The organism is Halobacillus sp. ACCC02827 (assembly GCF_030291935.1).
Lineage (GTDB): Bacteria > Bacillota > Bacilli > Bacillales > Halobacillaceae > Halobacillus.
Genome location: NZ_CP128168.1, coordinates 3,269,471 through 3,292,971, shown reverse-complemented (window position 1 = coordinate 3,292,971; position 23,501 = coordinate 3,269,471). Strand labels below are relative to the sequence as shown.

Below are 23,501 nucleotides of genomic sequence, written 5' to 3'. Positions count from 1 at the left end.
GCTGTTAATTCTGGTAGCTTTCCTTGTGGTTCGGTTGTCCTTTAATCGAATGAATGATCAAGCCGATTAATCCTCCGACAATTGCCGGCACGATCCAGGCCAAACTGAAATCGTAAAACGGCAGATGGCTGATGATGGGTTCCAGCAGAGAAACGTCCGTCCCAAAAGCTTTCAGTCCGTCATACAGTCCGATAATAGCTGTAAATAGAACAGCACCTCTGTACACATAAGGGGAGTGCTGGAACAGTTTTCCCATAAAGGTAAGAGCGACTAGAACGATAGTAATCGGGTAAACGAAAACAAGTACAGGAACAGAATAGGCAATAATTTGATTCAGTCCGATATTAGCAATCGCAAAGCTGAGCAGCGTAACGAGCAGGTTAATCTGTGTATAAGACAATCCTTTGATCCGGTTGGAGAAGAACTGTGCGCAGGCAACGTTTAATCCGACACATGTCGTGAAACATGCAAGTCCTACAATGACACCGAGCAGGATGGTACCAAGATCTCCGAACATAATGGTAGCAGCGCCGGAAAGAATGGCACTTCCGTTCTCATACGTTCCTTCTGTAGCCATCCGGGCACCAATCCATCCAATGGAAACGTACACAGCGATTAAACCAATGGCTGTCACCAGTCCGGCTTTCAATGTACGATAAGTAATTTCCCTCGGTTTCGTTACCCCGCGCTCGCGGAAGGATGACACGACAATCAGACCGAAAGCAAGCGAAGCGATAGCATCCATCGTTAAATAACCTTCAACAAAACCGGAGAAAAAAGGCTGCTCTGCATACTTTGGTTCAGGCGGTTGTATGGGACCATCCAATAAGAAAAAGCTGCCGATAACCAATCCTAAAATTGCCAGGAAAAGCATGGGTGTCAAGATCTGTCCCACACGGTCCACCAGCTTGGATGGGTTTCGGGCAACGATGTAGACCAAGGAAAAGAATATAACGGTGAACACCAACAAGGCATAAGAAGCACCATTCGTAAATGGAGCGACTCCTGTTTCGAAAGCTACGTTGGCAGCTCTTGGAATAGCGAAAAATGGACCGATCACAAGATAAACCATAGAGGTGAACAACAGACCGAATGTAGGGTGCAGTCTACCTGCGAGCTGGACGGCTCCATTCTTAACGAGTGAAATGGCTGCAATTGTGACTATAGGCAGGCCTACCCCGGTGATTACGAAACCAATGATTGCGGGAATATAAGAAGTACCTGATTCAAACCCTAAGGAAATGGGGTATATTAAGTTTCCGGCACCGAAAAATAGAGCAAACAAAGTAAACCCGATCACAATGGTATCTTTTGCTTTCATAAACTTGCTCCTCCTCTTAGATGTCTCTATATTTTGCGTAAAAAAACCGCTCTTATCCATGGCAAGAGCGAGGCACACTATGGTACTTTAAACGAATTTTTCGACAAAAACAATCAATTTTCTTCATTCACCGGAGTAATACTATCAATTTCAAAAAATTATGTCAACGATTTATTAGAAAATTTAAAAGGTTATGATTTCCATGACGGTATGATTTTCCTATATTCAGGAAGGATTTAGGGAGCGCCCCTTCTTGGTTTACAGACGAGGGGGAGGTCGATAGAATGTGTTCTATATAAAAATAAGAAAAAAAGGTACATATACACATTCATAATATAAAGGAGTTTATTCTATGGTGGATTCGCTGTTACTTCAATTCATGTTAATAGGTTTTCTAGGTATCGGTTCCCAATGGGTGGCTTGGAGGTTTCGCCTTCCAGCCATCGTTGTTATGTCGATTGCGGGGCTGCTTGCAGGTCCGGTATTCGGGTTAATGAATCCGGAACAGGATTTTGGTGAGTTGTACAGTCCGATTATCTCTTTGGCGGTAGCTGTCATTCTTTTTGAAGGAAGTTTGAACCTTGACTTCAAAGAAGTGAAGGGGCTTGGAAAGCCGGTGTTTCGAATTGTTACATTAGGAGCCTTCCTGAGCTGGATCTTAGGTTCTCTGGCAGCCCACTATGTTGCCGGACTATCGTGGGCAGTCGCTTTCACGATCGGCGGGTTATTTATCGTAACAGGACCAACCGTCATCCTGCCATTGCTCAGGCAGGCGAAATTAAAACCCAGACCGGCAAAGATTCTCAAGTGGGAAGGAATTATCGTGGATCCGATCGGAGCACTGCTCGCAGTCTTTGCATTCGAATTCATCGTGTTCTTTATGGAAGAAAGTGCGAGCCCTACATCTCTTCTTCTATTCTTTGCAGCTTCCGCATTCGCTGTCTTTCTCGGCTGGGTGTGTGGGAAAGGGACAGGGTGGATGTTTGAAACCGGTTATGTACCGGAATTTCTGAAGTCACCAGTCGTCTTCACGATCGTTATTGCATGCTTTACCATCGCTGATGAGATCATGCATGAAACAGGGCTTCTATCCGTGACGGCTATGGGGATGACTCTTGCCAATATGCATATATCATCCATTGCAGATATGCGGCATTTCAAAGAGAATATTTCCCTGCTGTTAATATCGACAATCTTTGTCATGTTGACGGCTTCTTTAACGGTAGATACGCTGCTTGAAATATTTAATCTGCAAATTATCGGGTTCGTTATTTTGATGTTGTTCGTCGTCCGGCCGTTGTCGATTTTCCTGTCTACAGCAGGAACGGGGTTGTCCAAATCTGAAAAACTGTTAGTGGGATGGATTGCTCCAAGGGGAATCGTTGCTTTGACCGTTGCAAGTTACTTTGCCAGCGTTTTATTGGATGCAGGGTTTGAAGATGCTTCGATTCTCATTTCCCTTACGTTTGCGCTGGTATTTACAACGGTAGTGGCTCACGGGTTCTCCATTGGATGGCTTGCAAAGAAACTTGGCTTGTCTATGGAAGGGCCTCCCGGCGTTCTCATTGCAGGTGGAAGTGCGTTTACTACAGGTCTCGCCAAGGTGCTGGAAGAGCTGAAAATTCCGGTTCTTCTGACAGACTCCTCCTGGCAGAAACTTTCCCGTGCAAGATCACGGGGGATCGAATCGTATCACGGCGAAATCTTGTCCGAACAGACGGAATATTATTTAGATATGACGCCGTATGAGTATTTAATTGCTGCATCGGAGATGGATTCTTATAATGCGCTGGTCTGTACGACATTTGTTCCGGAATTCGGGAGGAACAACTGCTTTCAGTTGAGCTTGAGCAATGCAGAAGGGGATAATCTGGAAAGCCTAGTCCATACCATCGGCGGGCGTGTGTTGTTCGAAGAAGGTGCATCATGGGAAGAAATGAATGCTCGGGTGGAAAACGGATATGTGTTCCGTAAGACCACCATCACGGACCAATACACGTTTGATAACTATCGGGACAATGTGGATGAGCATGCCATGCTCCTTTTCGTGAAGCGTCCGACGGGGAAAGTGGACTTCTTTACTCCTGACATGGAATATCGTCCGGAGAATGGGGATATCATCGTCTCCTTGATGCCTCCGAGCAAAGAGTTCGAGAAGATTCAGGAACGATTGGAAGATCAGAGGAAAGAACAAGAAAAACAGAAGGAAGACTAATAAGAGCAAAAAGGTGGAGGGTTATACCCTCCACCTTTTTGCATTTGTTTCGTTGTATTTATTTAGTTGTTTCTGCCTGTTTCAGTTTAGTGTTCAGTTCTTTAAGCTCTGCTTCCATCCTCTCCAGCTGCTTTTCGGCATTACGGACATTGCCGCCGGCAGCTTCCAGTTTATCAAGATCCCCCTGGATACGGATATAGTCGGATTTAAGGAATGTGATTTGATCTTGTATTTCTTTTTTAGTCATCATACATGCTCCTTTCCGTTGTTGCTGGATGATTAGTCGGGACGTATAATAGAAGAACTATCCATATTCAGAATTTTAACAAAAAACAATGAAAGAAGAAAAGGGGGAAGAGGAATGGTTGTACGAAAAGAAACAGACCCGGTCACTTTTTTGAATCAAGTAGAGGGGCTGTTGATGCATGGGGAAGCTCAAAATAATCTGCCGCTTGGCCTCCTTGAAGATAGGAAGCGGACGGGTACAGATCAGGTCTGTCATATGCTTACAGTCATAGAAAGAGAAAATCCAGTTTATGCAGTACTCCGGACACCGCCGCACTTATGGATTCTTCCTTCAACAGAGGTCATGGAGAAACCTTTCATAAAACAGCTGGTCGATTATTTGCATGGTGGGAACTATGAGGTTCCCGGCGTGCTTGGAGATCGCCGTGCTGTTCAATGGTTTGTAGAAGAATGGGAAAACGTTTCAGGATTGAAAGGGTCCCTGCATATGGAACAGGGGATTTATCGTCTGGATGATCTGCAACCCATTGCGGATGCTCCGGGGGAACTTGTGCCGGCTGTGGAATCTGATCTGCCGCTTCTGCAGGCATGGATGTATCAATTTGGTATAGAAACGGGCGAGAAGAACATTTCTGAGCGTGCAGAAGTATTGGCAGCGGAAATGGTGGAGGAACGTAAAATCTATTTATGGAAAGTAGATGGAGAACCGGTTTCCATGGCGGCAAGAGCAAGAGCGACGAAGAATGGAGCGACCATTAACGCTGTGTACACACCGGATGTATTCAAGCGTAACGGATATGCATCTAAAGCTGTCTGGCACTTAACGGATAAGCTCTTGCGGAGCGGATACCGATTCTGTTCTCTCTACACGGATATGGCCAATCCCACATCGAACTCGATATATAAACGGATCGGATACAAGCACGCAGGGGATTCGATCGTCTATACTTTTTGAATTGAAAAATGCGGAGGACAGCAGTCCTCCGCATTTGTTTGTTCTATCTTGGTGCCTGCCACGGTTCCGTTTGTTTTCGTTGGTCTAGGAAAGTAAGAATCATAACGACGAGGAACAAAAAGCTGGACAGTTTAAATAAGGTAGCCGTCTCTACAAACTGATAAACGAATCCAAGCAGGAAGGCACTTGCCCCGATTCCTAAATCGATGGATGAATAATACATGCCGTTGGCGATTCCGCTGCGCTCGGTCGTCGTTTTTGATATAACCCATGCCTGCAGGGCGGGCATCATGGAGCCGTAGCCTAGTCCAAACAACGAACCGGCGATGATCAAGTCCACGTTCGAGTTGGATAATGCAAGGAGCCACATGGCGATGAAAGACAGGCCGGAACAAACGATAATCAGCTTCCAAGGTCCGTGTTTATCGAAATACCTTCCGGTGATTGGACGCGACAGGGTGGCGAATAATGCATTAAAGAAATAAAACAAGAACGTACCACTGAGTCCCTGCTCATTCCCGAAGATGACAATATAAGTAATGACAGAACCGTATCCGAAGGTGTTTAGGATGGTGACAAGCGCTGGATACCAGCTCTTTTTCTCGACAAGCGACCCGACGAAGGAGAATTTTGGAGGGTTTTTTTGATTTTCATAGACCTGCGCCGGTGTGACAAAAGACGTGAAGGCAAACAGGATGATGGCAATGACTCCAAGCCCCGCAGAAATCCACACGAGGAGATCGAAAGAGTAGTTCTGATAAAGGAAGATACCGATACTGGGTGCCATAATCATACCGACTGTAACGGACAATCCGAAATAGCCCATGCCTTCCCCGACCCTGCGCCTTGGTACGAGGTCGACGGCGGCGGTACCGTTGACGGTGGTGGACCACCCCCAGGCGATTCCGTGGATGAATCGGATGATCAGGAGTGCGACGACAACCTGAGTGACCGGGTACAATACGGTCATGATCAGTAAGGATACGGCTCCGACCATGACGAGTACCTTGCGCGGCCTTGTCATGAGCATATGACCGATGAACGGCCGGATGATGATTGCAGCAAAGGCGAAGGTCGTCGTGATAAGTCCTACCTGAAGGCTGGTTCCACCAATGGATTCTATGTATGGAGGTAAGTTAGGGAGAAGCATTTGAAAACTCATGAATGTGAACAGGTTGGCAATGATCAGGAAAATGAATGGCAGCGTCCATAGCTTCTGTTGTGTAGAATGTGTCATTTTAATGGTCCTCTCTTTCTGTCAAAAAGGAAACCCGTCATGCACAGAGCACGACAGGCTTCACTGGAATCTTAAGTTGTCTCTGACTTTCGTTCTATCCACTCATGATAGAAGTGGCTGATGACTGTTTTAATGACGGCATAGGCAGGAATCGCGAACAATAACCCGATGAAACCGGCCAGGCTTCCGGCAGCCAGGATCAGTGTGATGATTGTCAGCGGATGGATGCTTAATGCTTTACCCATCACGTTAGGAGATACGAAGTTGCCTTCCAGCTGTTGGGCGATAACGGTAATGACAGCTACCCATACGGCAAGCATCGGGTCCTGGAAAAAGGCAACCAGAATAGCCGGGATGACCGCTAGAAATGGTCCGACGAACGGAATGACGTTCATTGCCATTGCAAACAAGGAGAGTGTCAAAGAATATTTCAGACCTATAATTAAATAGCCGATCAACAGAAGCAGCCCGACGACGATACTCACGGTAAGCTGCCCGAGAATAAAGGAATTCAAGGTCCGGTCTACTGATCCCGAAAGTTTACGGAAGCTTTCAGCTGTTTTCTCAGGCAAGAATTGAGTAATAAATGGTACGAGCTTATCTCCGTCCTTCAACATGAAGAAAAGGAAGAATGGAATCAATACGAGAGCAAACACAAAACCGATGAGCTGGCTGATGAAGTTGATGATGATCATCGATGCGTTTTGAACATAAGACTCCAGGTTCTCGGCAAATCCTGAGATGGTGTCATTGAATTCATCCGGAATAATATCCTGATTCTGCTGCCAGTAGGTGACAGCATCACTGACCGCATTTGCCATTGCAGGAATGTTATCGATCAGCCTGGTAAACTGCTCCTGAGCGATCGGAGCGATGAAGCGGCTGATCAGAAACCCGATAAACAGGAATAACGCGAAGACAATGATAATTGCCAGTACACGAGGGATGCGGTTCTTCTCAAGGAAGTGCATAATTGGACGTGATATATAGAAAAGAATCCCTCCTCCGATCAGCGGTACGGCGATTGCACCGATATATGTCAGGACAGGTTCAAAGAAAAAACTGATTTCATGCAGCAGAAGAATGAGTAATACGACTAAAACGGCAGCCACAAGGGCTTGGAACCAACGCTTATGTATCAAGGACACACACACCTTTATGGAAAGTTTTTTTGGAAGGATGTTTGTTTTATATAATAAGAATACCAAAAAATGACGTGAAGCAGTACACTTACTTTAGGAGCTTGAAATCGCTACACTTGGTATAGAACACTAGAAGGAGGATACCGATATGCAGAAGGAATTGTTAGAACGTTTCATTTCTTATGTGAAGATGAATACTCAATCCAATGAGGAAAGCAGTCAGACACCATCCACCGAAGGGCAATGGGATTTGGCACGTCAGTTGGTGGAGGAATTGAAAGCCATCGGGATGGAGGACGTAACCATAGATGAGCATGCGTATGTGATGGCTACACTGCCTGCAAACACAAAGAAGGAAGTACCGACAATCGGCTTTCTTGCTCACATCGACACAGCTACTGATTTTACAGGTGAAGGAGTAAATCCACAGATCATTAAATATGAGGGAGGACCGGTTCAACTGAACGAAAGTACAGCCCTTACACCGGATGAATTTCCTGAACTTGCTACATATAAAGGAGAGACGCTCATTACTACAGACGGGACGACATTACTTGGTGCTGATAATAAAGCCGGAATTACGGAAATCATGACCGCGATGGATTATTTGATTCAGCATCCGGAAATAAAGCATGGAGAAATCCGTGTCGCATTCACGCCGGATGAAGAAATCGGACGGGGGCCCCATAAGTTTGATGTCAACAGGTTTGCAGCCTCCTATGCTTATACGGTAGACGGGGGTCCGGTAGGCGAGCTGCAATATGAAAGCTTTAATGCCGCAGCTGCCCGCGTGACGTTCCATGGTCACAGCGTGCATCCTGGCACGGCTAAAGGGAAAATGGTAAACGCGCTGAAACTGGCTGTGGAATTCCAGCAGCAGCTCCCTCAGAACGAAGCGCCGGAACATACCGAAGAATATGAAGGCTTTTATCATCTGCATACGTTCAAAGGCGATGTGGAGGAGGCGGTACTTAACTATTTGATCCGTGATCATGATAAAGCAGAGTTTGAAAACAGGAAACAAAACCTGAAACGATTGGCCGCTGAATTGGAAGACGCATACGGAAAGCACCGCGTTTCCCTGGAAATCAATGATCAGTATTATAATATGGGCGAGAAGATTGCTCCTGTGAAGCACATCGTCGATATTGCCTACGAGGCGATGGAGAATTTGGAAATCGAACCACTAGTCAAACCGATCCGCGGCGGAACGGATGGTTCCCAATTATCCTACATGGGGCTGCCGACTCCGAACATTTTCACAGGCGGGGAGAACTTCCACGGCAAATACGAGTACATTTCCTTGGAAAGCATGGAGAAAGCAACCCGTACCATTGTAGAAATCTCCCGGTTATTTGAAGAGAAGGCAGGGGAATGACGACTGCTGTCCTGTTCATCAAACGCTCATTTAATCCTTTTGTATAAGCTTAGTCCTATGCTCCATACTAAGGTTGTAAAAAAGTGGGTGAAAGCCGTTGACTTTCGAAGGTCGAGTGCTATGATAGGAATAGATTCAGCGTTCCTTAAAGGGGAGTAGCTTATACAATAAAGTCGTCATTTCGGGATGGATCCCCGGCTTTATTGGCAACGTTCGTTGTTAGCGAGACCTTTACCCACTGTGGTAAAGGTCTATTTATTTATAGTCCTGTCCACCACAGTGGCCGGGACTATTTTTAATGGAAAAGGAGACAGAATATTGGATGCTCAATTATTGATCGAGTATGGCTGGGTATTAATTGTTTTAGTCGGGTTGGAAGGTATATTGGCAGCAGATAATGCGCTGGTGTTGGCAATCATGGTCAAACACCTGCCGGAGGAAAAACGGAAGAAGGCGCTGTTTTACGGATTGGCTGGTGCATTCATACTTAGATTTGGTTCCTTGTTCGTCATTTCCTTTCTTGTGGATGTGTGGCAGGTACAGGCGCTTGGAGCTGCATATCTGTTATTCATATCAGGAAAGCACTTATTTGATAAATGGAGAGAGCGTGGAAAAGAGGAAGAAGAAGAGGTCGTCGCCGTTGAGAATCAGCGGGGCAAAGGTTTCTGGGCAACGGTTTTAAAAGTGGAACTTGCTGATTTGGCCTTTGCGGTCGATTCGATTCTTGCTGCGGTAGCTCTTGCAGTCGCTTTGCCGGAAACACCTCTTCCGGAAGTGGGGAGTTTGGACGGTGGGCAATTCGCTGTCATCCTTGCGGGAGGTATGATCGGGATCATCATCATGCGTTTTGCGGCCAACGTTTTCGTTAAATTGTTGAAATCACGGCCTGGATTGGAAATTGCTGCCTTTGTCATCGTCGGATGGGTAGGGGTAAAGCTCGTCGTTTCTACATTAGCCCACCCGAATATTCAGATTCTCGATGAGCACTTCGCTCATTCTACGACGTGGAAGCTGATCTTCTACTCTATCCTCGTGTTGATTGCCGTTCTTGGGTGGTTCTTGTCAGGAAAGAAAGAAGTACAGGAAGACTGAGAAAGGAAAGAGCATGCAGTTTGTTATATTTCCCTTCGTGATGTTGATGGTTCGGAGTTCCGCAGCTGTAGTGGTCCGACATCTTAATAGGATTCTTAACTAAGTTAAAGGTAAGAGCGGCAGGGTATGCCGCTTTTTTTGTGCCAAATTCTTTTCAACCCACATACCGGCAGGTTAAGATAGAAGTAATAACGATGGAGTGACTAACTATGACAGGAGGGTTTTATCGATGGGCAAAGCCGTACAGCATCCTTCCGAACAGTTTCATTACATTAAGAATCGGATTCATATGTTGAATCAAGTCGTGTCTACCATGGAAGCGGAAGACGTGGATATGGAAGATTTCAACAGGGTCCTGGATATGATTGAACAGTTGCAGATGAAAATGACCCGGTTTAAACAGGACTGGGAGAAAAGCGAATGAATGATATCTGGAAGTTCACCAAAATGACCCAGCAGGAGGCGGAAACGATCGCCGAATGGAAGTACCCTGCCCCTTATGACTTTTATGACATGACAGCGGATGAAGAGGATTACGTGGAATTCATTGATCCAGTTAGAAGAAATCCAGAGACGTACAGTGTCAGCCAGGGAGGAAGCCTCATTGGGTTTTTCAGCTTTACCAAGAACACAGCTGTGGACATCAGCCTGGGACTGCATCCGGAACGTACCGGGAAAGGCGAAGGGGAATACTTTCTCAAACAAGTGCTTCTGTTTGGCCGGTCCCTGTACGGAAACAGACGCTTCACTTTAGCTGTAGCCGCTTTTAATAAACGGGCGATTCGTGTTTATGAGCGGTGCGGTTTTTCTTGCACGAAGAGTTTCGAGCAGGCGACAAATGGAGATGTGTTTGATTTTATCGCTATGGAGCATCAAGGATCGAGGACCCCTTAGATAAGGAGAGGAAATAGAATGGCAGATCATCATTTTTACTTGAAAGCCGAATGGCCGGGAGGACGAAACGAAGTCGGCCATATCGATGCAGGAAACTTAAAGACGAAAATATCCATACCCGCAAGCATGGACGGGCCTGAAGTAGGCACGAACCCGGACGAAATGCTGTTGGGAGCAGCTTCAACGTGCTATATCATAAGTCTGGCCGCCATGATTGAGCGTGCCGACCTGCCTTTGCAGGAAATGGATATGGACTCGGAAGGAATTGTCGACGTTACCAATGGTGTTTTTACTTATAAGACGATTATCCATCGTCCACGCGTCGTTTTAAAGTCCGGTTCTGATGAAAAGCAATTATCCAAGCTGAACCGTTTGGTGGAGAAGGCAGAAAAAAGCTGTATGATCTCCCGCGCGATCGAAGGAAATGTTGAACTTCGTCTGGAGGCGGATGTAAGGATCGCCGATGCTGAATAAAAAAAGGAGTGTCTCTGGCTTTTGCGGCGGGAGACACTCCTTTTTTCTGTTGTATTTAGTTGTTTGAAACGATATATACACGTGCTTCAAACGGTTTGAGTGGAAATTCCTTTGCTTGTATATGCTTTGGTACTTCCATATTGGACAAGACGAGAGCACTGGAATCGAGGGAGAAAGAAGATTGAACACGGGCGACGCTGCCGGTCAAATTAGCAAAGACGATCGCTGTCTTGTCATGGAGCGTACGCGTGTATGCGTAAATGTGTGGATCGTCTTCCATGATCAATTCGTACGTGCCGTATGTGAAAAGATCATGGTCTTTCTTCAGGCGGATCAGATTCTTGTAATGATTAAGAATCGATGCGGGGTTGTTTTCCTGATCAGCGACATTAATGGTCTGGTAGTTTGGATTGACTTGGAGCCACGGATCTCCAGTAGTGAATCCCGCATTCGGTTCATCGCTCCACTGCATAGGAGTCCGACTGTTATCCCGAGATGTATTCCAAAGAATTTCCATGATTTCTTCATGAGGGACTCCCTGTTCCTTTTTCTTCTGATACAAATTCTTTGCAGCCACATCATCGTAGTCTTCGATGGAAGGGAAGGCGAAATTCGTCATGCCGATTTCCTGTCCTTGGTAAATATAGGGTGTGCCCTGCATAAGGAAATACATAGTTGCGATGGAGGTGGCACTTTCCCTCCAGTACACTTCATCATCTCCCCATGTGGATACGACACGGGCTTTGTCATGGTTCTCTACGAAGAGTGCATTCCACCCGTCTCCTTCCAAGCCTTTCTGCCAACGGGTCAGTACTTTTTTCAGTCCGGGAATATCCAACTGCTGTTCGGCATTCTGATCCCACAAGTCCAAGTGTTCAAATTGGAAGATCATATCCATCTTCCCATTCTCGCCGACCCATAAATCCGCTTCATCTGCGCTGACTCCGTTCGCTTCTCCAACGGTCATGACGTCGTAATTCGAATAGGTTTCCTCCTTGAATTCTTGAAGGAACTCGTGGATACCTTCCTGATTCATATGCATATCAAAGGAGGAGACGTACTTCTCTTTCTTTGGATTCGGCATATCAGGAAACCCCGGCCGCTTCTTGATATGGCTGATTGCATCAATGCGGAAACCGTCGATCCCTTTCTCGAGCCACCAGTTGACCGTATCGTAGAGCGCCTTCCTTACTTCGGCGTTCTCCCAGTTCAAATCCGGCTGCTTTGTAGAGAAAACGTGAAGGTAGTACTGCTCCGTCTTTTCATCCCATTCCCACGCCGATCCATCAAAAATACTCTCCCAGTTGTTCGGCTCGCTTCCTTCTTTCCCATCCTTCCAAATATACCAGTCGCGTTTTGGATTGTCTTTCGACTGCCTTGATTCCATAAACCAAGGGTGTTCATCGCTCGTATGGTTCAAAACCAAATCAATGATCAGCTTCATCCCGCGTTGGTGGACTTCCTCCAATAGACGGTCAAAATCATCCATCGTACCGAATTCTTCAAGAATATCCTGGTAATCAGAAATATCATAACCGTTGTCGTCTTTCGGAGATTTGTACATTGGACAAATCCAAATAAAATCGATGCCCATTTCTTTCAAATAGTCGAGCCGGTCGATCATTCCCTGTAAATCACCGATGCCGTCCCCGTTCGAATCCTGAAAGCTCCGCGGGTACACCTGGTAACCAACCGCTTCTTTCCACCAAACACGCTCCATAACCATCGCTCCATTTCTTTAGGAAATAAAATTATTAATGCAATCGATTGCATGACGAAGGATATCTATATAGTACTGATTATATAGAAAAATCAAAAAACATCCACTTTAAGATAAGCCTTTTTGTGCAAACGTTTTCTTTTATTTGTATCCTAATCGAATATCTTTCGATTTACAATAGGGAGAGGTGTGAAACTTATTACATGATGCAAGCGTAAGCAATAAGAGAGAATACCGGGAGGGTGATTTGATGCGCGGGTACAAAATTGCTAAGGATAAGGAACGACGTGGCATCTGTGTAAGTAATGATTGTGGAGAAGTGATCGGTGAAATTTATAAAACTTCCAAAAGAGGCTTGGAAAAGGAGAATAATTTTCTTTTTTCCTTTCGTTCTCAGGAGGTTTCTTTCGGTATTCAGAAGGGACGCATCCTTTTTGCTGCGTATCGTTATTCCATCTCAGGCATGGAATTCATCTTTAAAGACAACCCCTTGAAAAGTCTGCTTTATTTCTGTGTGGAAGGGGAGGTACGGGGAGACGCCGTAAAGCTGGAGGAGAACTGGAATAAGGAAATAGAAGTAAAAACAAAAAAGAAAGAGCTGGCGGTTATTCGTCCTTTTACATGGAAGACGGGGGCGGATCTGTCGGTTTCTGAGGATGTCACTGAAGAGTCCTTCTTGTTTCCCCTGATTGTGCTAACGTATTTTTTATATAAGGTGTATAAGGACGAAACAGCATTCATCGACGGACTGATCGAATGGATGTAAGGGGTTGTCAGACGTAAGGATTGCGAATTTTGTTCGTTTCCGTTATATTTAAAGTGTTCAAATCGAATAAGAGAACCTTCGGGGTCGGGTGAAAATCCCAGCCGGCGGTAAAGAGCAGCTGCTCCAAGCCCGCGACGGAAAGTCAGTGTTAAGCACGGCTTTCCCTGATTTGGTGAAAATCCAAAGCCGACAGTTAAAGTCTGGATGGGAGAAGGTTGTAGGAACGTAATGGTACATTTCTTGAGTTAAGTGTACCCTTTGTTTGCTGTACGCAAAAAAAATTACGTTAACGACCCTGGAGAAGTATGTCTTCTTCAGGGTCTTTTTTTTCAAAAATCGGAGGGATGCAGATGGAACGCGACGAGAAATATATGTCTATGGCTGTGGAAATGGCGAGCAGCACGGTAGGGCAGACGAGCCCTAACCCTTCCGTAGCGGCTGTTGTGGTGAAAGATAACCAAGTTGTCGGCGTAGGTGTCCACGTCAAAGCAGGTGAAGCCCATGCAGAGGTGCATGCGCTGCGAATGGCCGGGGAAAAGGCGGATGGCGCAGAGATCTATGTGACGCTTGAGCCGTGCAGTCATCACGGGCGCACGCCTCCTTGTGCACAAGCTGTCATAGATGCGGGAATCAGACGTGTCATCATTGCATCCCACGACCCCAATCCGAGAGTGTCAGGAAGAGGAATAGAGATGATGAGAGCACATGGCCTGGAAGTAGAAATGGGTGTGCTGAAAGCGGAAGCCGACAAGCTGAACCGCGCTTTCTTCCATTCCATCCAGACAGGAATGCCTTATGTCCGGTTGAAATCAGCCATGAGCCTCGATGGAAAGATTGCAACATCGACAGGCGAGAGTCAGTGGATTACGGGCGAGAAAGCACGTGCTGACGGGCATCGATACCGCCACCTTTCGGACGCTATTCTCGTCGGCATCAATACAGTACTGATGGATAATCCAAAGCTGACAACAAGAATGGAAGGGCAGGGTTCCCATCCCGTTCGGATTGTCATGGATACACATTTGAGGATTCCTCCATCGTCGCAGTTAATTCAAAACGGCGAGGCGCCTACATGGATCTTTACTCTGGAGAACGATCAAAAGAAGAAAGACTTGCTCGAAGAACAGGATCATGTGGAAGTCATTCGAATGGAAGGCTCGACTATTGCCGTCGATGATGTGCTTCGCTATCTTGGAAAGAAGCGGATTACTTCCCTTCTGGTAGAAGGCGGGGCGACTATAGCGGATGCTTTCGTCCGTGCCGGGAAAGTAGATGAAACAGTAACCTATATCGCACCGAAGCTGATCGGCGGCAGAGAGGCGCTGACCCCTGTCGGAGGCAAAGGGATCCAGCAATTGAAGAACGTCCAGTCGTTTGAAGTGATCTTGACGGAAATACTGGGAGACGATGTCAAAGTCGTATCTGTGAAAAAAGGAGAGTAGAAACAATGTTTACAGGAATCGTTGAAGAAATAGGAACGATGAAATCCGTAAAGAATAAGACGGAAGCGTTGGAAGTGACGGTCGAAGCAGATGTGGTAGTAAAAGATGTCCAGCTTGGAGACAGTATCTCGGTAAACGGCGTCTGCCTTACTGTGACAGGCTTTACGGATAAAACCGTAACCTTCGATGTCATGCCGGAAACCTACCGAGCGACGAATATTCACGAATTAAAACAGGGGAGTCCGGTGAATCTCGAGCGCGCCATGGCTGCCGGCGGGCGGTTCGGCGGCCATCTAGTTTCCGGACACATTGATGGAACGGGCACCATCGTTTCCAAGAAGCCGGAGTCGAATGCTGTTTATTATGAGATTGAACTTCCGGACGAACTCATTCATTATTTCGTATATAAAGGATCGATTGCAGTCGATGGTACATCTTTGACGGTCTTCGGTGTCTCAGAGAACAAGGTGACGATATCCTTGATTCCTCATACGGTCGAGCATACAGTTCTCGGCGGGAAGGACCGCGGGGACCGAGTGAATATAGAATGTGACATGATCGGTAAGTACGTAGCCCATTTTCTAGGGGCAGAAAAGAAGCATGAACAAGCGGCTGGTATGTCGCAACAATTTCTTAAAGATAACGGATTTGCATAAGGGGTGAAAACTATGTTTGATTCCATAGAAAAAGCATTGGAAGATTTGAAAGCGGGGAAAGTCGTCATCGTTTGTGACGACGAGGACCGTGAAAATGAAGGAGACTTTATCGGAATTGCAGAACATGCGACTCCTGAGATGATCAATTTCATGATCAAATACGGCCGGGGTCTCGTCTGTGCTCCGGTGACGGAAGCGTTGGCTTCTGATCTCGAGTTGATGCCGATGGTGGATAGTAATTCCGACCCGAACCAGACGGCGTTCACGGTAAGCATCGACCATACCTCCACAACGACCGGGATTTCTGCAGATGAGCGGGCCCGGACTGTCAGGGAGATGTTGAATCCGGAGGCAACAGCAGCTGACTTTCAACGTCCAGGCCACATTTTTCCTCTGATTGCTAAAGAAGGCGGTGTCCTGAGAAGGGCAGGCCATACGGAAGCAGCGGTGGATTTGGCACGGCTGGCCGGAGCAAAGCCTGCCGGCGTTATTTGTGAAATCATTAAAGATGACGGAACGATGGCGCGTGTCCCCGATCTGCGGGAGATGGCCGACGAATTTAATATCCCGATGATCACGATTGCAGATTTGATCCAGTACCGCCATAAGAAAGAAAACCACGTCAAGCGTGAGGTGGAGGTGAAGATGCCTACGGAATACGGAGATTTCCGGGCTGTTGCCTTCACGAACGATATTGATAATAAAGACCACATCGCACTTGTCAAAGGAGATATCGATCCAAACGAACCGACGCTTGTCCGTGTGCACTCTGAGTGTCTGACTGGAGATGTCTTCGGATCCTATCGCTGTGACTGTGGTCCACAGCTCCACAATGCATTGAGACAGATTTCTGAAAACGGAAGCGGTGTCCTGCTTTATATGAGGCAGGAAGGGCGCGGAATCGGACTTTTGAATAAGCTGCATGCTTATAAGCTTCAGGAAGAAGGCTTGGATACGGTCGAAGCGAATGAGAAACTCGGTTTCGGACCGGATCTTCGTGACTATGGCGTGGGTGCTCAAATATTAAAGGATCTTGGCATCACTAAATTGAGATTGCTGACGAATAATCCTAAGAAGATCTCCGGCCTCGGCGGCTTTGGACTTGAAGTTGTAGAAAGAGTCCCGATTCAGATGCCGTCCCGCAAAGAGAACGAGCGGTACTTGAAGACGAAACAATCCAAGATGGGTCATTTATTTCACTATTAGAAAGGGAGATGGAACATGGTTAAAACAATAGAAGGAAACTTAGTAGGAACTGGTTTGAAAGTGGGAATCGTCGTAGGACGGTTTAACGATTTCATTACAGGTAAACTGTACGAAGGAGCAGTCGATGCGTTCAAACGTCACGGTGTAGAACTGAATGATGTGGAAGTCGCCTACGTACCGGGTGCTTTTGAAATTCCTCTTGTAGCCTCCAAGATGGCGAATTCAGGGAAATATGATGCAGTCGTCACCCTTGGTGCTGTCATCCGCGGATCTACTCCGCACTTCGATTATGTATGTAACGAAGCAGCAAAAGGAGTTTCCCAGGCATCGAACCAGAGCGGTATCCCGGTGATCTTCGGTGTCATTACAACAGACACAATTGAGCAGGCAATCGAGCGTGCGGGTACGAAAGCTGGTAACAAAGGTTGGGAAGCAGCCACTGCGGCGATCGAGATGGCTACATTGATGAAGCATTTCGAGTGATTTAATACACCAAGAGCTGTTCAGTTCCATCTGAGCGGCTCTTTTTTTATACGTCCGGTTTATGGCTTTTATTAAAAAGGAAAGGATAATAGAGAAGGAGTGGAAGAGAACAATGACAAAGAGAGCGGTCTGGTTCCGCAGAGACTTACGATTACAGGACAATACAGCATTAGCGAAGGCTTTGGAGCATACAAAGGACGGGGATGAACTTCTCCTGTTCTTTCATATACACCCGGCTTTAAATGAATCATTTACAGCAAGGCATGATTATTTCTTCCAAACCCTTGCATCTTTCGTTGAAAAAGCAGAAGATGCCGGGGCGCCGGTTCATTTTATTACAGGGGATACAGAAGATGCATTTGAAAATTTAATCGAAACTGCCGGGATCGATATGGTTTATTTTAACCGAGACGAAACAGGGTTCGGCTATGAGAGAGATAAGCAGGTCGAGAAATACGTAACGTCTCTGGATGTCGACGTCTATCATTACTTGGACCACCATATTCATGGTGCCGATGAAGTGAAGAAGCAGGATGGCGGTTTTTACAAAGTTTTCACTCCTTATCTGAAGAAGTGGAAGCAGCTTCCGAAACCGGCGGTGCAGAAAGTCGATGATGAGTTACTGAAGAAAGCTGCCGTCGATGAGCGTGCCTCGTTCAAGGAAGGGGAATCCGCGTATGCTGATTTGCTCGAAAAAATCGAAGCAGATTTCGGCGGTGTCGGGGAAGCAGATGCGTGGGCACGTCTGGAACAATTCCTTGATGCGGATATTTACGATTATGACGAGCGCCGTGATTTCCCTGCGGTCGATGGGACAAGTCTGATGTCCAGGTATTTGAGGACCGGTGCCATTTCTGTACGCAGTGTCTATCATCAGATCCATGACCAGGTCGACTTCCGTAAGAAAACGGAAGGAGTGGAAACGTATATATCCGAGCTTGCCTGGCGTGATTTTTATAATATGATTTATCACTTCTATCCGAATGCACATGATGAAGAAGTAGTAGAAAAGTATCAAGGGATTCCCTGGAATAATGACGAAGACGTATTGGAGCGTTGGAAAGAAGGAAGGACCGGATTTCCTATCATTGATGCGGCGATGAGGCAGTTGAACGAGAGCGGCTGGATGCACAACCGGCTCCGTATGGCGGTTGCGTCGTTTTTGACGAAGGATTTGCTGATGGATTGGCGGAAAGGTGAACGTTATTTCCAGGAAAAACTCGTCGATTATGATCCCGCCTCCAACATCGGGGGATGGCAGTGGGCGGCTTCAACCGGAACGGATCCGGTCCCATATTTCCGCGTATTCAACCCGACCCGGCAGTCCGAAAGGTTCGATCCACATGGGCGGTTTATTAAAGAATGGCTGCCGGAGCTGCGGGACGTCCCGAAGAAATATATCCACGAACCAGCGAAGATGCCGGAAAACGAACAAGAGAAAGCGAAGTGTATGATCGGGGAGGATTATCCGGAACCGATGGTTGATCATAAACGAATGCGTGAGAGAGCGATTCAATTATTCAAAGATAAATCATAACAGTCTTAGAGGAGGTATATAGATGAGTTTTCAGAGGAAACTGGAAAAATACGCAGATATTGCTTTAAAGAAAGGTGTTCATTTACAGCAGGGACAGGGGCTGATCATCAACGCCCCCATCGAAGCAGCTGATTTCGTGCGCACCATCGGGGCGAAAGCATACGGTAGAGGAGCTAAGGACGTCCACATGGAGTGGAGCGACGAAATGTTGAATTACATGAAGCTTAAGAATGCCCCGATGGAAGTGCTGGAACATTTTCCGGAATGGAAAGCAGAAGGGCTGAGGCAGATGGTGGCAGACGGTTACGCTCTTCTCAGCATTTATGGGCCGGACCCCGACCTTCTTAAGGATGTGGACTCGGAACGCGTGGCGAAAGCGAATAAAGCGAGTGCAGAAGCGTTGACCGAGTATCGGGACTACGTTATGAATGACAAAACCACCTGGTCTGTCATCGCTTATCCACAGAAAGCGTGGGCAAAGAAAGTGTTCCCTGACGATTCAGCCGACAAAGCGCAGGAAAAGCTGTGGGAGCAGATCTTCCATATTACGAGAATCGATCAGGAAGACGCTGTACAGGCATGGGAAGACCATAATGACAGGCTTCGAAAAATCCGTGAATTCCTGAATGGAAAGCAGTACAAGAAACTCCACTACAAGGGACCCGGCACGGACCTGTCCATCGAACTTGTGCAGGATCATATTTGGCACGGGGGATCAGCTGTTTCTGAAGGAGGGGTTGAATTCAACCCGAATATCCCGACAGAAGAAGTGTTTACCATGCCTCATAAAAACGGAGTGCAGGGGACGGTGACAAGCACCAAGCCTCTTAATTACGGTGGGAATCTGATTGATAATTTCACACTGACTTTCCAGAATGGTATGGTGGTCGACTTCTCTGCAGAGTCGGGAGAAGAGACGCTGAAGCATTTATTGGAAATGGATAATGGGGCGAAACGGTTAGGGGAAGTTGCTCTCGTACCTCATGAGTCTCCGATCTCCCAGTCCGGACATATATTCTTTAACACACTTTATGATGAGAATGCCTCCTGCCACTTAGCACTTGGAAAGGCTTATCCGACGAATGTAGCAGGCGGATCCGGCTTTACGAAAGAGCAGATGGATCATCATGGTGTTAATGACAGTCTCATTCACGAGGACTTCATGATGGGTTCCGGGGCGCTGGATATTGATGGAGAAACCCATGATGGAAGTTATGAACCTATCTTCCGCAAAGGAGCATGGGCCATTCCCCTGGAAGATTAATCAAGGAAAGACACCCCGTCGGACGGGGTGTCCTCTTTCTTTTTTGACGGATCATTTACAAACACTTTCCATCCTTGACATTCGTATTACAGTTCATTTAAATTGCGATGAATACCGCTTGGATTGTTCATAAATGTGGTAACAATAGGGTAGAGATAAATTACAGAGACAACTTTTTCTATTCATAAAGAAGGGTGAGACCACATGAAGCGTGATGCTTTTTTTGACAATGCAAAGTTGGTGTTGATTTTCCTTGTCGTTTTCGGACATTTGATACAGCCGTTCACCGGCGATTCCAGACCTATGTACACCCTTTATACATGGATCTATACGTTCCATATGCCTGCATTCATTTTCCTTGCTGGATTCTTTGCGAAAGGCTCCGGCGAGAAGGACTATATTATGAACTTAGCGAAGAAGCTGATTCTTCCTTACTTGATATTCCAACTCGTTTATACCGGGTATTACTTCTTCATCGGTAAAGAGTCTGAATTGACCGGTATTTTCTACCCGCACTGGTCCCTGTGGTTCTTGTTCAGCTTGTTCTGCTGGCATATTCTCCTTTACTGGTTCAAGAAGGTACCGCCGATTCTCGGGGTGGCGATTGCCGTCCAAATCGGAGTGGTGGTTGGATACTTTACGGATATCGGTCACCATTTCAGCTTGTCACGAACATTCGTATTCTTCCCGTTCTTCCTTGCTGGTTACTGGTTGACGAAAGATCATGTGAAGCAGTGGAGAACACGAAGGGTAAGAGAAATCAGCCTTGTGATTATGGCCTCTGTCGCTGTATTGATTGCGATGTTTCCGGAGATCAGTTCCGGATGGCTGCTAGGTTCTAAGTCATATGAGGTACTCGGCAGTCCGGAAATGGGCGGTATCGTCCGTTTGGGAATCTATGTTCTAGCCGGAATTATGATGGTCAGTGTTCTTTCCTGGATACCGGGAAAAGAATTCCGTCTCACTTATTTGGGCGGAAAGACCCTGTATGTCTACTTGCTCCATGGCTTCTTCATCCAGTTTTTCCGTCAGGCCGGCTGGTTTAAGGTCGATAACGTATTCGACGTGCTCGGCCTCGCGATTATTGCGGCAGCTATCGTATATCTACTGTCCAGCAGCATAATCAGGACGTTGACCCAGCCGCTGATCGAAGGACGCTTCCAACTGATTAAGAAATGGTGGAGCCGTATGGTAAATAAAGATTCCACCTTCCAATCTTAATGATTGAAATGCCTGGACTTGCGAATAATAGGAAAGATATTTGCAAGGAGGGGTACAGATATGACGAAAAAAATCCTGATGATTGTAACGAATGCCGATCGTATGGATGGGAACGAAACGGGACTCTGGTTATCTGAATTCGTCGAGCCCGCCACCGCATTCATGGAGGAAGGCTGGGAAGTAACCGCAGCCAGCCCTCAGGGTGGACGGCCTCCCATTGATCCGAACAGCTATAGTAACGAACTTCCCCGGTTCTGGGACGGTGTGATGGAACCCATCCATGATACGGTTCCGCTGGGCGCTGTGGATCCTACGAAATACAGTGCTATCTTCTTATGCGGTGGACACGGGACGATGATTGATTTTCCTGCTAATGAGCACTTAGAGGAACTGCTTCGGCATTTTCTAACCGAAGGGAAAGTTATCGCCTCTGTCTGCCACGGGCCGGCCGGATTTATCGGAGTGAAAGACCACAACGATCAGTTGCTCCTGGAAGGTCGGAAAGTGACCGGATTCACAAATGAAGAAGAAGAGAAGACGGGGCTTGCTTCTGTCGTGCCGTTTTCTCTGGAAGACCGCATGAATGAATCCGGTGCCGTGTTTGATAAGGGGGAGGACTACAGCGATCATGTCGTTGTCGATCTTCCGTTTATCACCGGGCAGAATCCTCAATCCAGCTTAAGTACGGCCCAAAAAATTATAGAGGAATTGAAAACCCGCTGAGTGTGATCTCAGCGGGTTTTTTAAGTACATGCATGTATGAAAAAAACCGCCGAGAGAGAATTCTCGGCGGGAGTTAGGATTTTAGAACAGGAAATGTGCAATTAGTGTAATGATCGGAAGTGTAATGATGGTACGTTCAAGGAAGATAATGAACAAGTCCTTCATATTGACCGGCACCTTCGATCCGAGAAGCAGCCCACCGACCTCAGACATGTAGATCAACTGAGTTACGGAAAGTGCAGCAATGATGAATCGTGTCATTTCACTTTCGATGGAAGAACCGATAATGGCAGGCAGGAACATATCGGCAAATCCGACGAGAATGGTTTCTGATGCTTCTTTAGCATAAGGAACCTGCATGAGCTCAAGTAATGGGATAAACGGTGTTCCAATCCATGCAAAGAATGGAGTGAATTCGGCTACCACTAGAGCCAGCGTCCCTAGAGCCATGACAATCGGGGCGACACCCATCCACATGTCCAGGATGTTCTGCGCTCCCTGTTTGAAGAAGTTGGCGAGGCTTGTAGACTTGCTTCCTCTTTCTACGGCTTTGGCATAGCCGTAAGTGAACAGATTGTGGTGTTCGGGTACTTCTTCGTTCTGGTCTGCTGGTTCCTCTGTAACATAGGTGTCCGCTTTGCGTGAGAGCGGAGGAATACGCGGCATGATTAAAGCAGCGATAAATCCAGCAGCGACGACGGTCAAATAGAATGGTATGAACATATCTCCCAGCCCTACTTCTTTAATGACCACAAGGCTGAAGGTGATGGATACGACAGAGAAGGTCGTCCCGATGACGGCAGCTTCCCGTTTAGTATAATAGCCTTCTTCGTATTGTTTACTTGTCAAAAGGACACCGATGGTTCCATCTCCGAGCCAGGATGCGAGGGAGTCAATCGATGATCTTCCCGGCAAACGGAACAACGGCCGCATAATCTTCTGCAGCACGACGCCGAACATTTCGAGCAGGCCGTAGTTCAATAAAAGCGGCAGGAACAAGCCTGCGAACAGAAACACGGCAAATAAGACGTGGAGCAGGGAATCGAGCAGCATGCCTCCGGTATTCTCAGAGGTGATGGCCTCCGGGCCGATTTGGAAGTACACCATAATGGCGAAAATCATTCCTAAAACACGAGTAAATGCCCAAACGGGTGACACATTAAATAATGATTGGAAGAACGGTTTATCCTCCAATGCATTTGGTCCTGCCAGCTTCGTCAAAATCGTGCCGATGGCAGTTATCGTAATAATGATCGTCATGATCAAGGATAAGTAATCAGCTAAACCTGTCTCGACCCATCCAGCCAGTATGGCGATAGGAATCGTAATCGCGCCGTCTTCGCCGGAGATCGGGAACATAAAAAGAAAAATACCGATCAGGGACGGAATGATGAAGCGCAGGTGTGAAGTAAGCTTAAAGTCTCTAGCTTTCATCCGGAATCTCTCCTGTCGTTCAGTGTTGTTTTATTTATAAGCATTTGAGAATAATTATACAGCATTATCTATTCTATTACGTTTTGGGACAAAAA

22 protein-coding genes and 1 riboswitch are annotated in these 23,501 nt (G+C 46.7%); of the genes, 16 read left to right on the top strand and 6 right to left on the bottom strand.

From position 1 onward, the window contains the following. Positions 1-4 precede the first annotated feature (4 nt). Positions 5-1,321, bottom strand: coding sequence for a branched-chain amino acid transport system II carrier protein (brnQ, locus tag QRD89_RS17410; RefSeq protein ID WP_008637853.1), 1,317 nt, complete (start codon positions 1,319-1,321; stop codon positions 5-7). Positions 1,322-1,673: 352 nt separating this feature from the next. On the opposite strand from brnQ, the gene QRD89_RS17405 reads away from it, so the two are divergent. Next, on the top strand, positions 1,674-3,536 hold the full coding sequence (locus QRD89_RS17405; RefSeq protein WP_008637852.1) for a cation:proton antiporter: 1,863 nt from the start codon (positions 1,674-1,676) through the stop codon (positions 3,534-3,536). A gap of 58 nt (positions 3,537-3,594) precedes the next feature. On the opposite strand, the gene QRD89_RS17400 is transcribed toward QRD89_RS17405, so the two are convergent. Then, positions 3,595-3,783, bottom strand: a complete 189-nt coding sequence (locus tag QRD89_RS17400; protein ID WP_008637851.1) for an SE1832 family protein — start codon at positions 3,781-3,783, stop codon at positions 3,595-3,597. A gap of 114 nt (positions 3,784-3,897) precedes the next feature. Here QRD89_RS17400 and QRD89_RS17395 point away from each other — a divergent pair, with 114 nt between their 5' ends. Further along, complete coding sequence (locus QRD89_RS17395; RefSeq protein ID WP_008637850.1) at positions 3,898-4,737, top strand: GNAT family N-acetyltransferase; 840 nt, start codon at positions 3,898-3,900, stop codon at positions 4,735-4,737. Between the two features lie 43 nt (positions 4,738-4,780). Here the strand turns inward: QRD89_RS17395 and QRD89_RS17390 are convergent, their stop codons facing one another. Continuing rightward, positions 4,781-5,974 (bottom strand): MFS transporter, encoded by a 1,194-nt coding sequence (locus tag QRD89_RS17390; RefSeq protein WP_062514910.1) that lies wholly within the window; start codon positions 5,972-5,974, stop codon positions 4,781-4,783. A gap of 71 nt (positions 5,975-6,045) precedes the next feature. Next, positions 6,046-7,116 carry an AI-2E family transporter gene (locus QRD89_RS17385; RefSeq protein ID WP_008637847.1) on the bottom strand — a complete coding sequence of 357 codons (1,071 nt, stop codon included), beginning with the start codon at positions 7,114-7,116 and terminating at the stop codon, positions 6,046-6,048. Positions 7,117-7,264: 148 nt separating this feature from the next. Between QRD89_RS17385 and pepT the strand changes: the two genes are divergently transcribed. The 5 genes from pepT to QRD89_RS17360 all read left to right on the top strand — a co-directional run bounded on the left by pepT (position 7,265) and on the right by QRD89_RS17360 (position 10,954). After that, complete coding sequence (gene pepT / locus QRD89_RS17380; RefSeq protein WP_286095897.1) at positions 7,265-8,494, top strand: peptidase T; 1,230 nt, start codon at positions 7,265-7,267, stop codon at positions 8,492-8,494. Positions 8,495-8,812: 318 nt separating this feature from the next. Continuing rightward, positions 8,813-9,586 carry a TerC family protein gene (locus QRD89_RS17375; protein WP_026577832.1) on the top strand — a complete coding sequence of 258 codons (774 nt, stop codon included), beginning with the start codon at positions 8,813-8,815 and terminating at the stop codon, positions 9,584-9,586. 229 nt (positions 9,587-9,815) lie between these two features. Next, a complete protein-coding gene (locus QRD89_RS17370) occupies positions 9,816-10,010 on the top strand; it encodes an SE1561 family protein (RefSeq protein ID WP_062514904.1) in 195 nt (64 codons plus the stop codon). Further along, a complete protein-coding gene (locus QRD89_RS17365) occupies positions 10,007-10,480 on the top strand; it encodes a GNAT family N-acetyltransferase (RefSeq protein ID WP_008632210.1) in 474 nt (157 codons plus the stop codon). Before QRD89_RS17370 ends, QRD89_RS17365 begins: the two co-directional genes overlap by 4 nt. An 18-nt stretch (positions 10,481-10,498) precedes the next feature. Beyond that, a complete protein-coding gene (locus QRD89_RS17360) occupies positions 10,499-10,954 on the top strand; it encodes an OsmC family protein (protein ID WP_008632213.1) in 456 nt (151 codons plus the stop codon). A gap of 55 nt (positions 10,955-11,009) precedes the next feature. Here the strand turns inward: QRD89_RS17360 and QRD89_RS17355 are convergent, their stop codons facing one another. Continuing rightward, complete coding sequence (locus QRD89_RS17355; protein ID WP_286095896.1) at positions 11,010-12,674, bottom strand: glycoside hydrolase family 13 protein; 1,665 nt, start codon at positions 12,672-12,674, stop codon at positions 11,010-11,012. Between the two features lie 250 nt (positions 12,675-12,924). Between QRD89_RS17355 and QRD89_RS17350 the strand changes: the two genes are divergently transcribed. The 9 genes from QRD89_RS17350 (at position 12,925) to QRD89_RS17310 (ending at position 21,972) form a co-directional block, all read left to right on the top strand. After that, positions 12,925-13,440, top strand: coding sequence for a hypothetical protein (locus QRD89_RS17350; protein ID WP_286095895.1), 516 nt, complete (start codon positions 12,925-12,927; stop codon positions 13,438-13,440). Positions 13,441-13,510: 70 nt separating this feature from the next. After that, a riboswitch (FMN riboswitch) is annotated at positions 13,511-13,660 on the top strand. 130 nt (positions 13,661-13,790) lie between these two features. Then, the gene (ribD, locus tag QRD89_RS17345) at positions 13,791-14,882 is read left to right on the top strand and encodes a bifunctional diaminohydroxyphosphoribosylaminopyrimidine deaminase/5-amino-6-(5-phosphoribosylamino)uracil reductase RibD (protein WP_026577835.1); all 1,092 of its coding nucleotides are present in this window, start codon (positions 13,791-13,793) and stop codon (positions 14,880-14,882) included. A 5-nt stretch (positions 14,883-14,887) separates the two neighbouring features. Next, complete coding sequence (ribE, locus tag QRD89_RS17340) at positions 14,888-15,538, top strand: riboflavin synthase (RefSeq protein WP_008632222.1); 651 nt, start codon at positions 14,888-14,890, stop codon at positions 15,536-15,538. 12 nt (positions 15,539-15,550) lie between these two features. After that, positions 15,551-16,744, top strand: coding sequence for a bifunctional 3,4-dihydroxy-2-butanone-4-phosphate synthase/GTP cyclohydrolase II (locus QRD89_RS17335; protein ID WP_008632224.1), 1,194 nt, complete (start codon positions 15,551-15,553; stop codon positions 16,742-16,744). 15 nt (positions 16,745-16,759) lie between these two features. Beyond that, positions 16,760-17,227: a 6,7-dimethyl-8-ribityllumazine synthase gene (gene ribH / locus QRD89_RS17330; protein ID WP_008632226.1), complete on the top strand. Its 468-nt coding sequence runs from the start codon at positions 16,760-16,762 to the stop codon at positions 17,225-17,227. A 112-nt stretch (positions 17,228-17,339) separates the two neighbouring features. Beyond that, positions 17,340-18,764, top strand: a complete 1,425-nt coding sequence (locus tag QRD89_RS17325) for a cryptochrome/photolyase family protein (protein ID WP_286095894.1) — start codon at positions 17,340-17,342, stop codon at positions 18,762-18,764. Positions 18,765-18,786: 22 nt separating this feature from the next. Next, positions 18,787-20,028 carry an aminopeptidase gene (locus tag QRD89_RS17320; protein WP_008632228.1) on the top strand — a complete coding sequence of 414 codons (1,242 nt, stop codon included), beginning with the start codon at positions 18,787-18,789 and terminating at the stop codon, positions 20,026-20,028. Positions 20,029-20,232: 204 nt separating this feature from the next. Continuing rightward, on the top strand, positions 20,233-21,249 hold the full coding sequence (locus QRD89_RS17315; RefSeq protein ID WP_008632230.1) for an acyltransferase family protein: 1,017 nt from the start codon (positions 20,233-20,235) through the stop codon (positions 21,247-21,249). Positions 21,250-21,309: 60 nt separating this feature from the next. After that, entirely contained in the window at positions 21,310-21,972 is a 663-nt protein-coding gene (locus tag QRD89_RS17310; protein WP_008632231.1) for a type 1 glutamine amidotransferase domain-containing protein, read from the top strand. Between the two features lie 81 nt (positions 21,973-22,053). Here the strand turns inward: QRD89_RS17310 and QRD89_RS17305 are convergent, their stop codons facing one another. Further along, a complete protein-coding gene (locus QRD89_RS17305; RefSeq protein WP_008632232.1) occupies positions 22,054-23,406 on the bottom strand; it encodes a YjiH family protein in 1,353 nt (450 codons plus the stop codon). Positions 23,407-23,501: the final 95 nt, after the last annotated feature.

What these genes read in the sequence shown, in the direction of transcription:
- brnQ (WP_008637853.1), bottom strand. Translation starts at nt 1,321, where the DNA reads ATGAAAGCAAAAGATACCATTGTGATCGGGTTTACTTTGTTTGCTCTA.
- QRD89_RS17325 (WP_286095894.1), top strand. Translation starts at nt 17,340, where the DNA reads ATGACAAAGAGAGCGGTCTGGTTCCGCAGAGACTTACGATTACAGGAC.
- ribD (WP_026577835.1), top strand. Translation starts at nt 13,791, where the DNA reads ATGGAACGCGACGAGAAATATATGTCTATGGCTGTGGAAATGGCGAGC.
- ribH (WP_008632226.1), top strand. Translation starts at nt 16,760, where the DNA reads ATGGTTAAAACAATAGAAGGAAACTTAGTAGGAACTGGTTTGAAAGTG.
- QRD89_RS17320 (WP_008632228.1), top strand. Translation starts at nt 18,787, where the DNA reads ATGAGTTTTCAGAGGAAACTGGAAAAATACGCAGATATTGCTTTAAAG.
- QRD89_RS17395 (WP_008637850.1), top strand. Translation starts at nt 3,898, where the DNA reads ATGGTTGTACGAAAAGAAACAGACCCGGTCACTTTTTTGAATCAAGTA.
- QRD89_RS17355 (WP_286095896.1), bottom strand. Translation starts at nt 12,674, where the DNA reads ATGGAGCGTGTTTGGTGGAAAGAAGCGGTTGGTTACCAGGTGTACCCG.
- QRD89_RS17315 (WP_008632230.1), top strand. Translation starts at nt 20,233, where the DNA reads ATGAAGCGTGATGCTTTTTTTGACAATGCAAAGTTGGTGTTGATTTTC.
- QRD89_RS17335 (WP_008632224.1), top strand. Translation starts at nt 15,551, where the DNA reads ATGTTTGATTCCATAGAAAAAGCATTGGAAGATTTGAAAGCGGGGAAA.
- QRD89_RS17365 (WP_008632210.1), top strand. Translation starts at nt 10,007, where the DNA reads ATGAATGATATCTGGAAGTTCACCAAAATGACCCAGCAGGAGGCGGAA.
- QRD89_RS17405 (WP_008637852.1), top strand. Translation starts at nt 1,674, where the DNA reads ATGGTGGATTCGCTGTTACTTCAATTCATGTTAATAGGTTTTCTAGGT.
- QRD89_RS17400 (WP_008637851.1), bottom strand. Translation starts at nt 3,783, where the DNA reads ATGACTAAAAAAGAAATACAAGATCAAATCACATTCCTTAAATCCGAC.
- ribE (WP_008632222.1), top strand. Translation starts at nt 14,888, where the DNA reads ATGTTTACAGGAATCGTTGAAGAAATAGGAACGATGAAATCCGTAAAG.
- QRD89_RS17350 (WP_286095895.1), top strand. Translation starts at nt 12,925, where the DNA reads ATGCGCGGGTACAAAATTGCTAAGGATAAGGAACGACGTGGCATCTGT.
- pepT (WP_286095897.1), top strand. Translation starts at nt 7,265, where the DNA reads ATGCAGAAGGAATTGTTAGAACGTTTCATTTCTTATGTGAAGATGAAT.
- QRD89_RS17370 (WP_062514904.1), top strand. Translation starts at nt 9,816, where the DNA reads ATGGGCAAAGCCGTACAGCATCCTTCCGAACAGTTTCATTACATTAAG.
- QRD89_RS17360 (WP_008632213.1), top strand. Translation starts at nt 10,499, where the DNA reads ATGGCAGATCATCATTTTTACTTGAAAGCCGAATGGCCGGGAGGACGA.
- QRD89_RS17305 (WP_008632232.1), bottom strand. Translation starts at nt 23,406, where the DNA reads ATGAAAGCTAGAGACTTTAAGCTTACTTCACACCTGCGCTTCATCATT.
- QRD89_RS17390 (WP_062514910.1), bottom strand. Translation starts at nt 5,974, where the DNA reads ATGACACATTCTACACAACAGAAGCTATGGACGCTGCCATTCATTTTC.
- QRD89_RS17310 (WP_008632231.1), top strand. Translation starts at nt 21,310, where the DNA reads ATGACGAAAAAAATCCTGATGATTGTAACGAATGCCGATCGTATGGAT.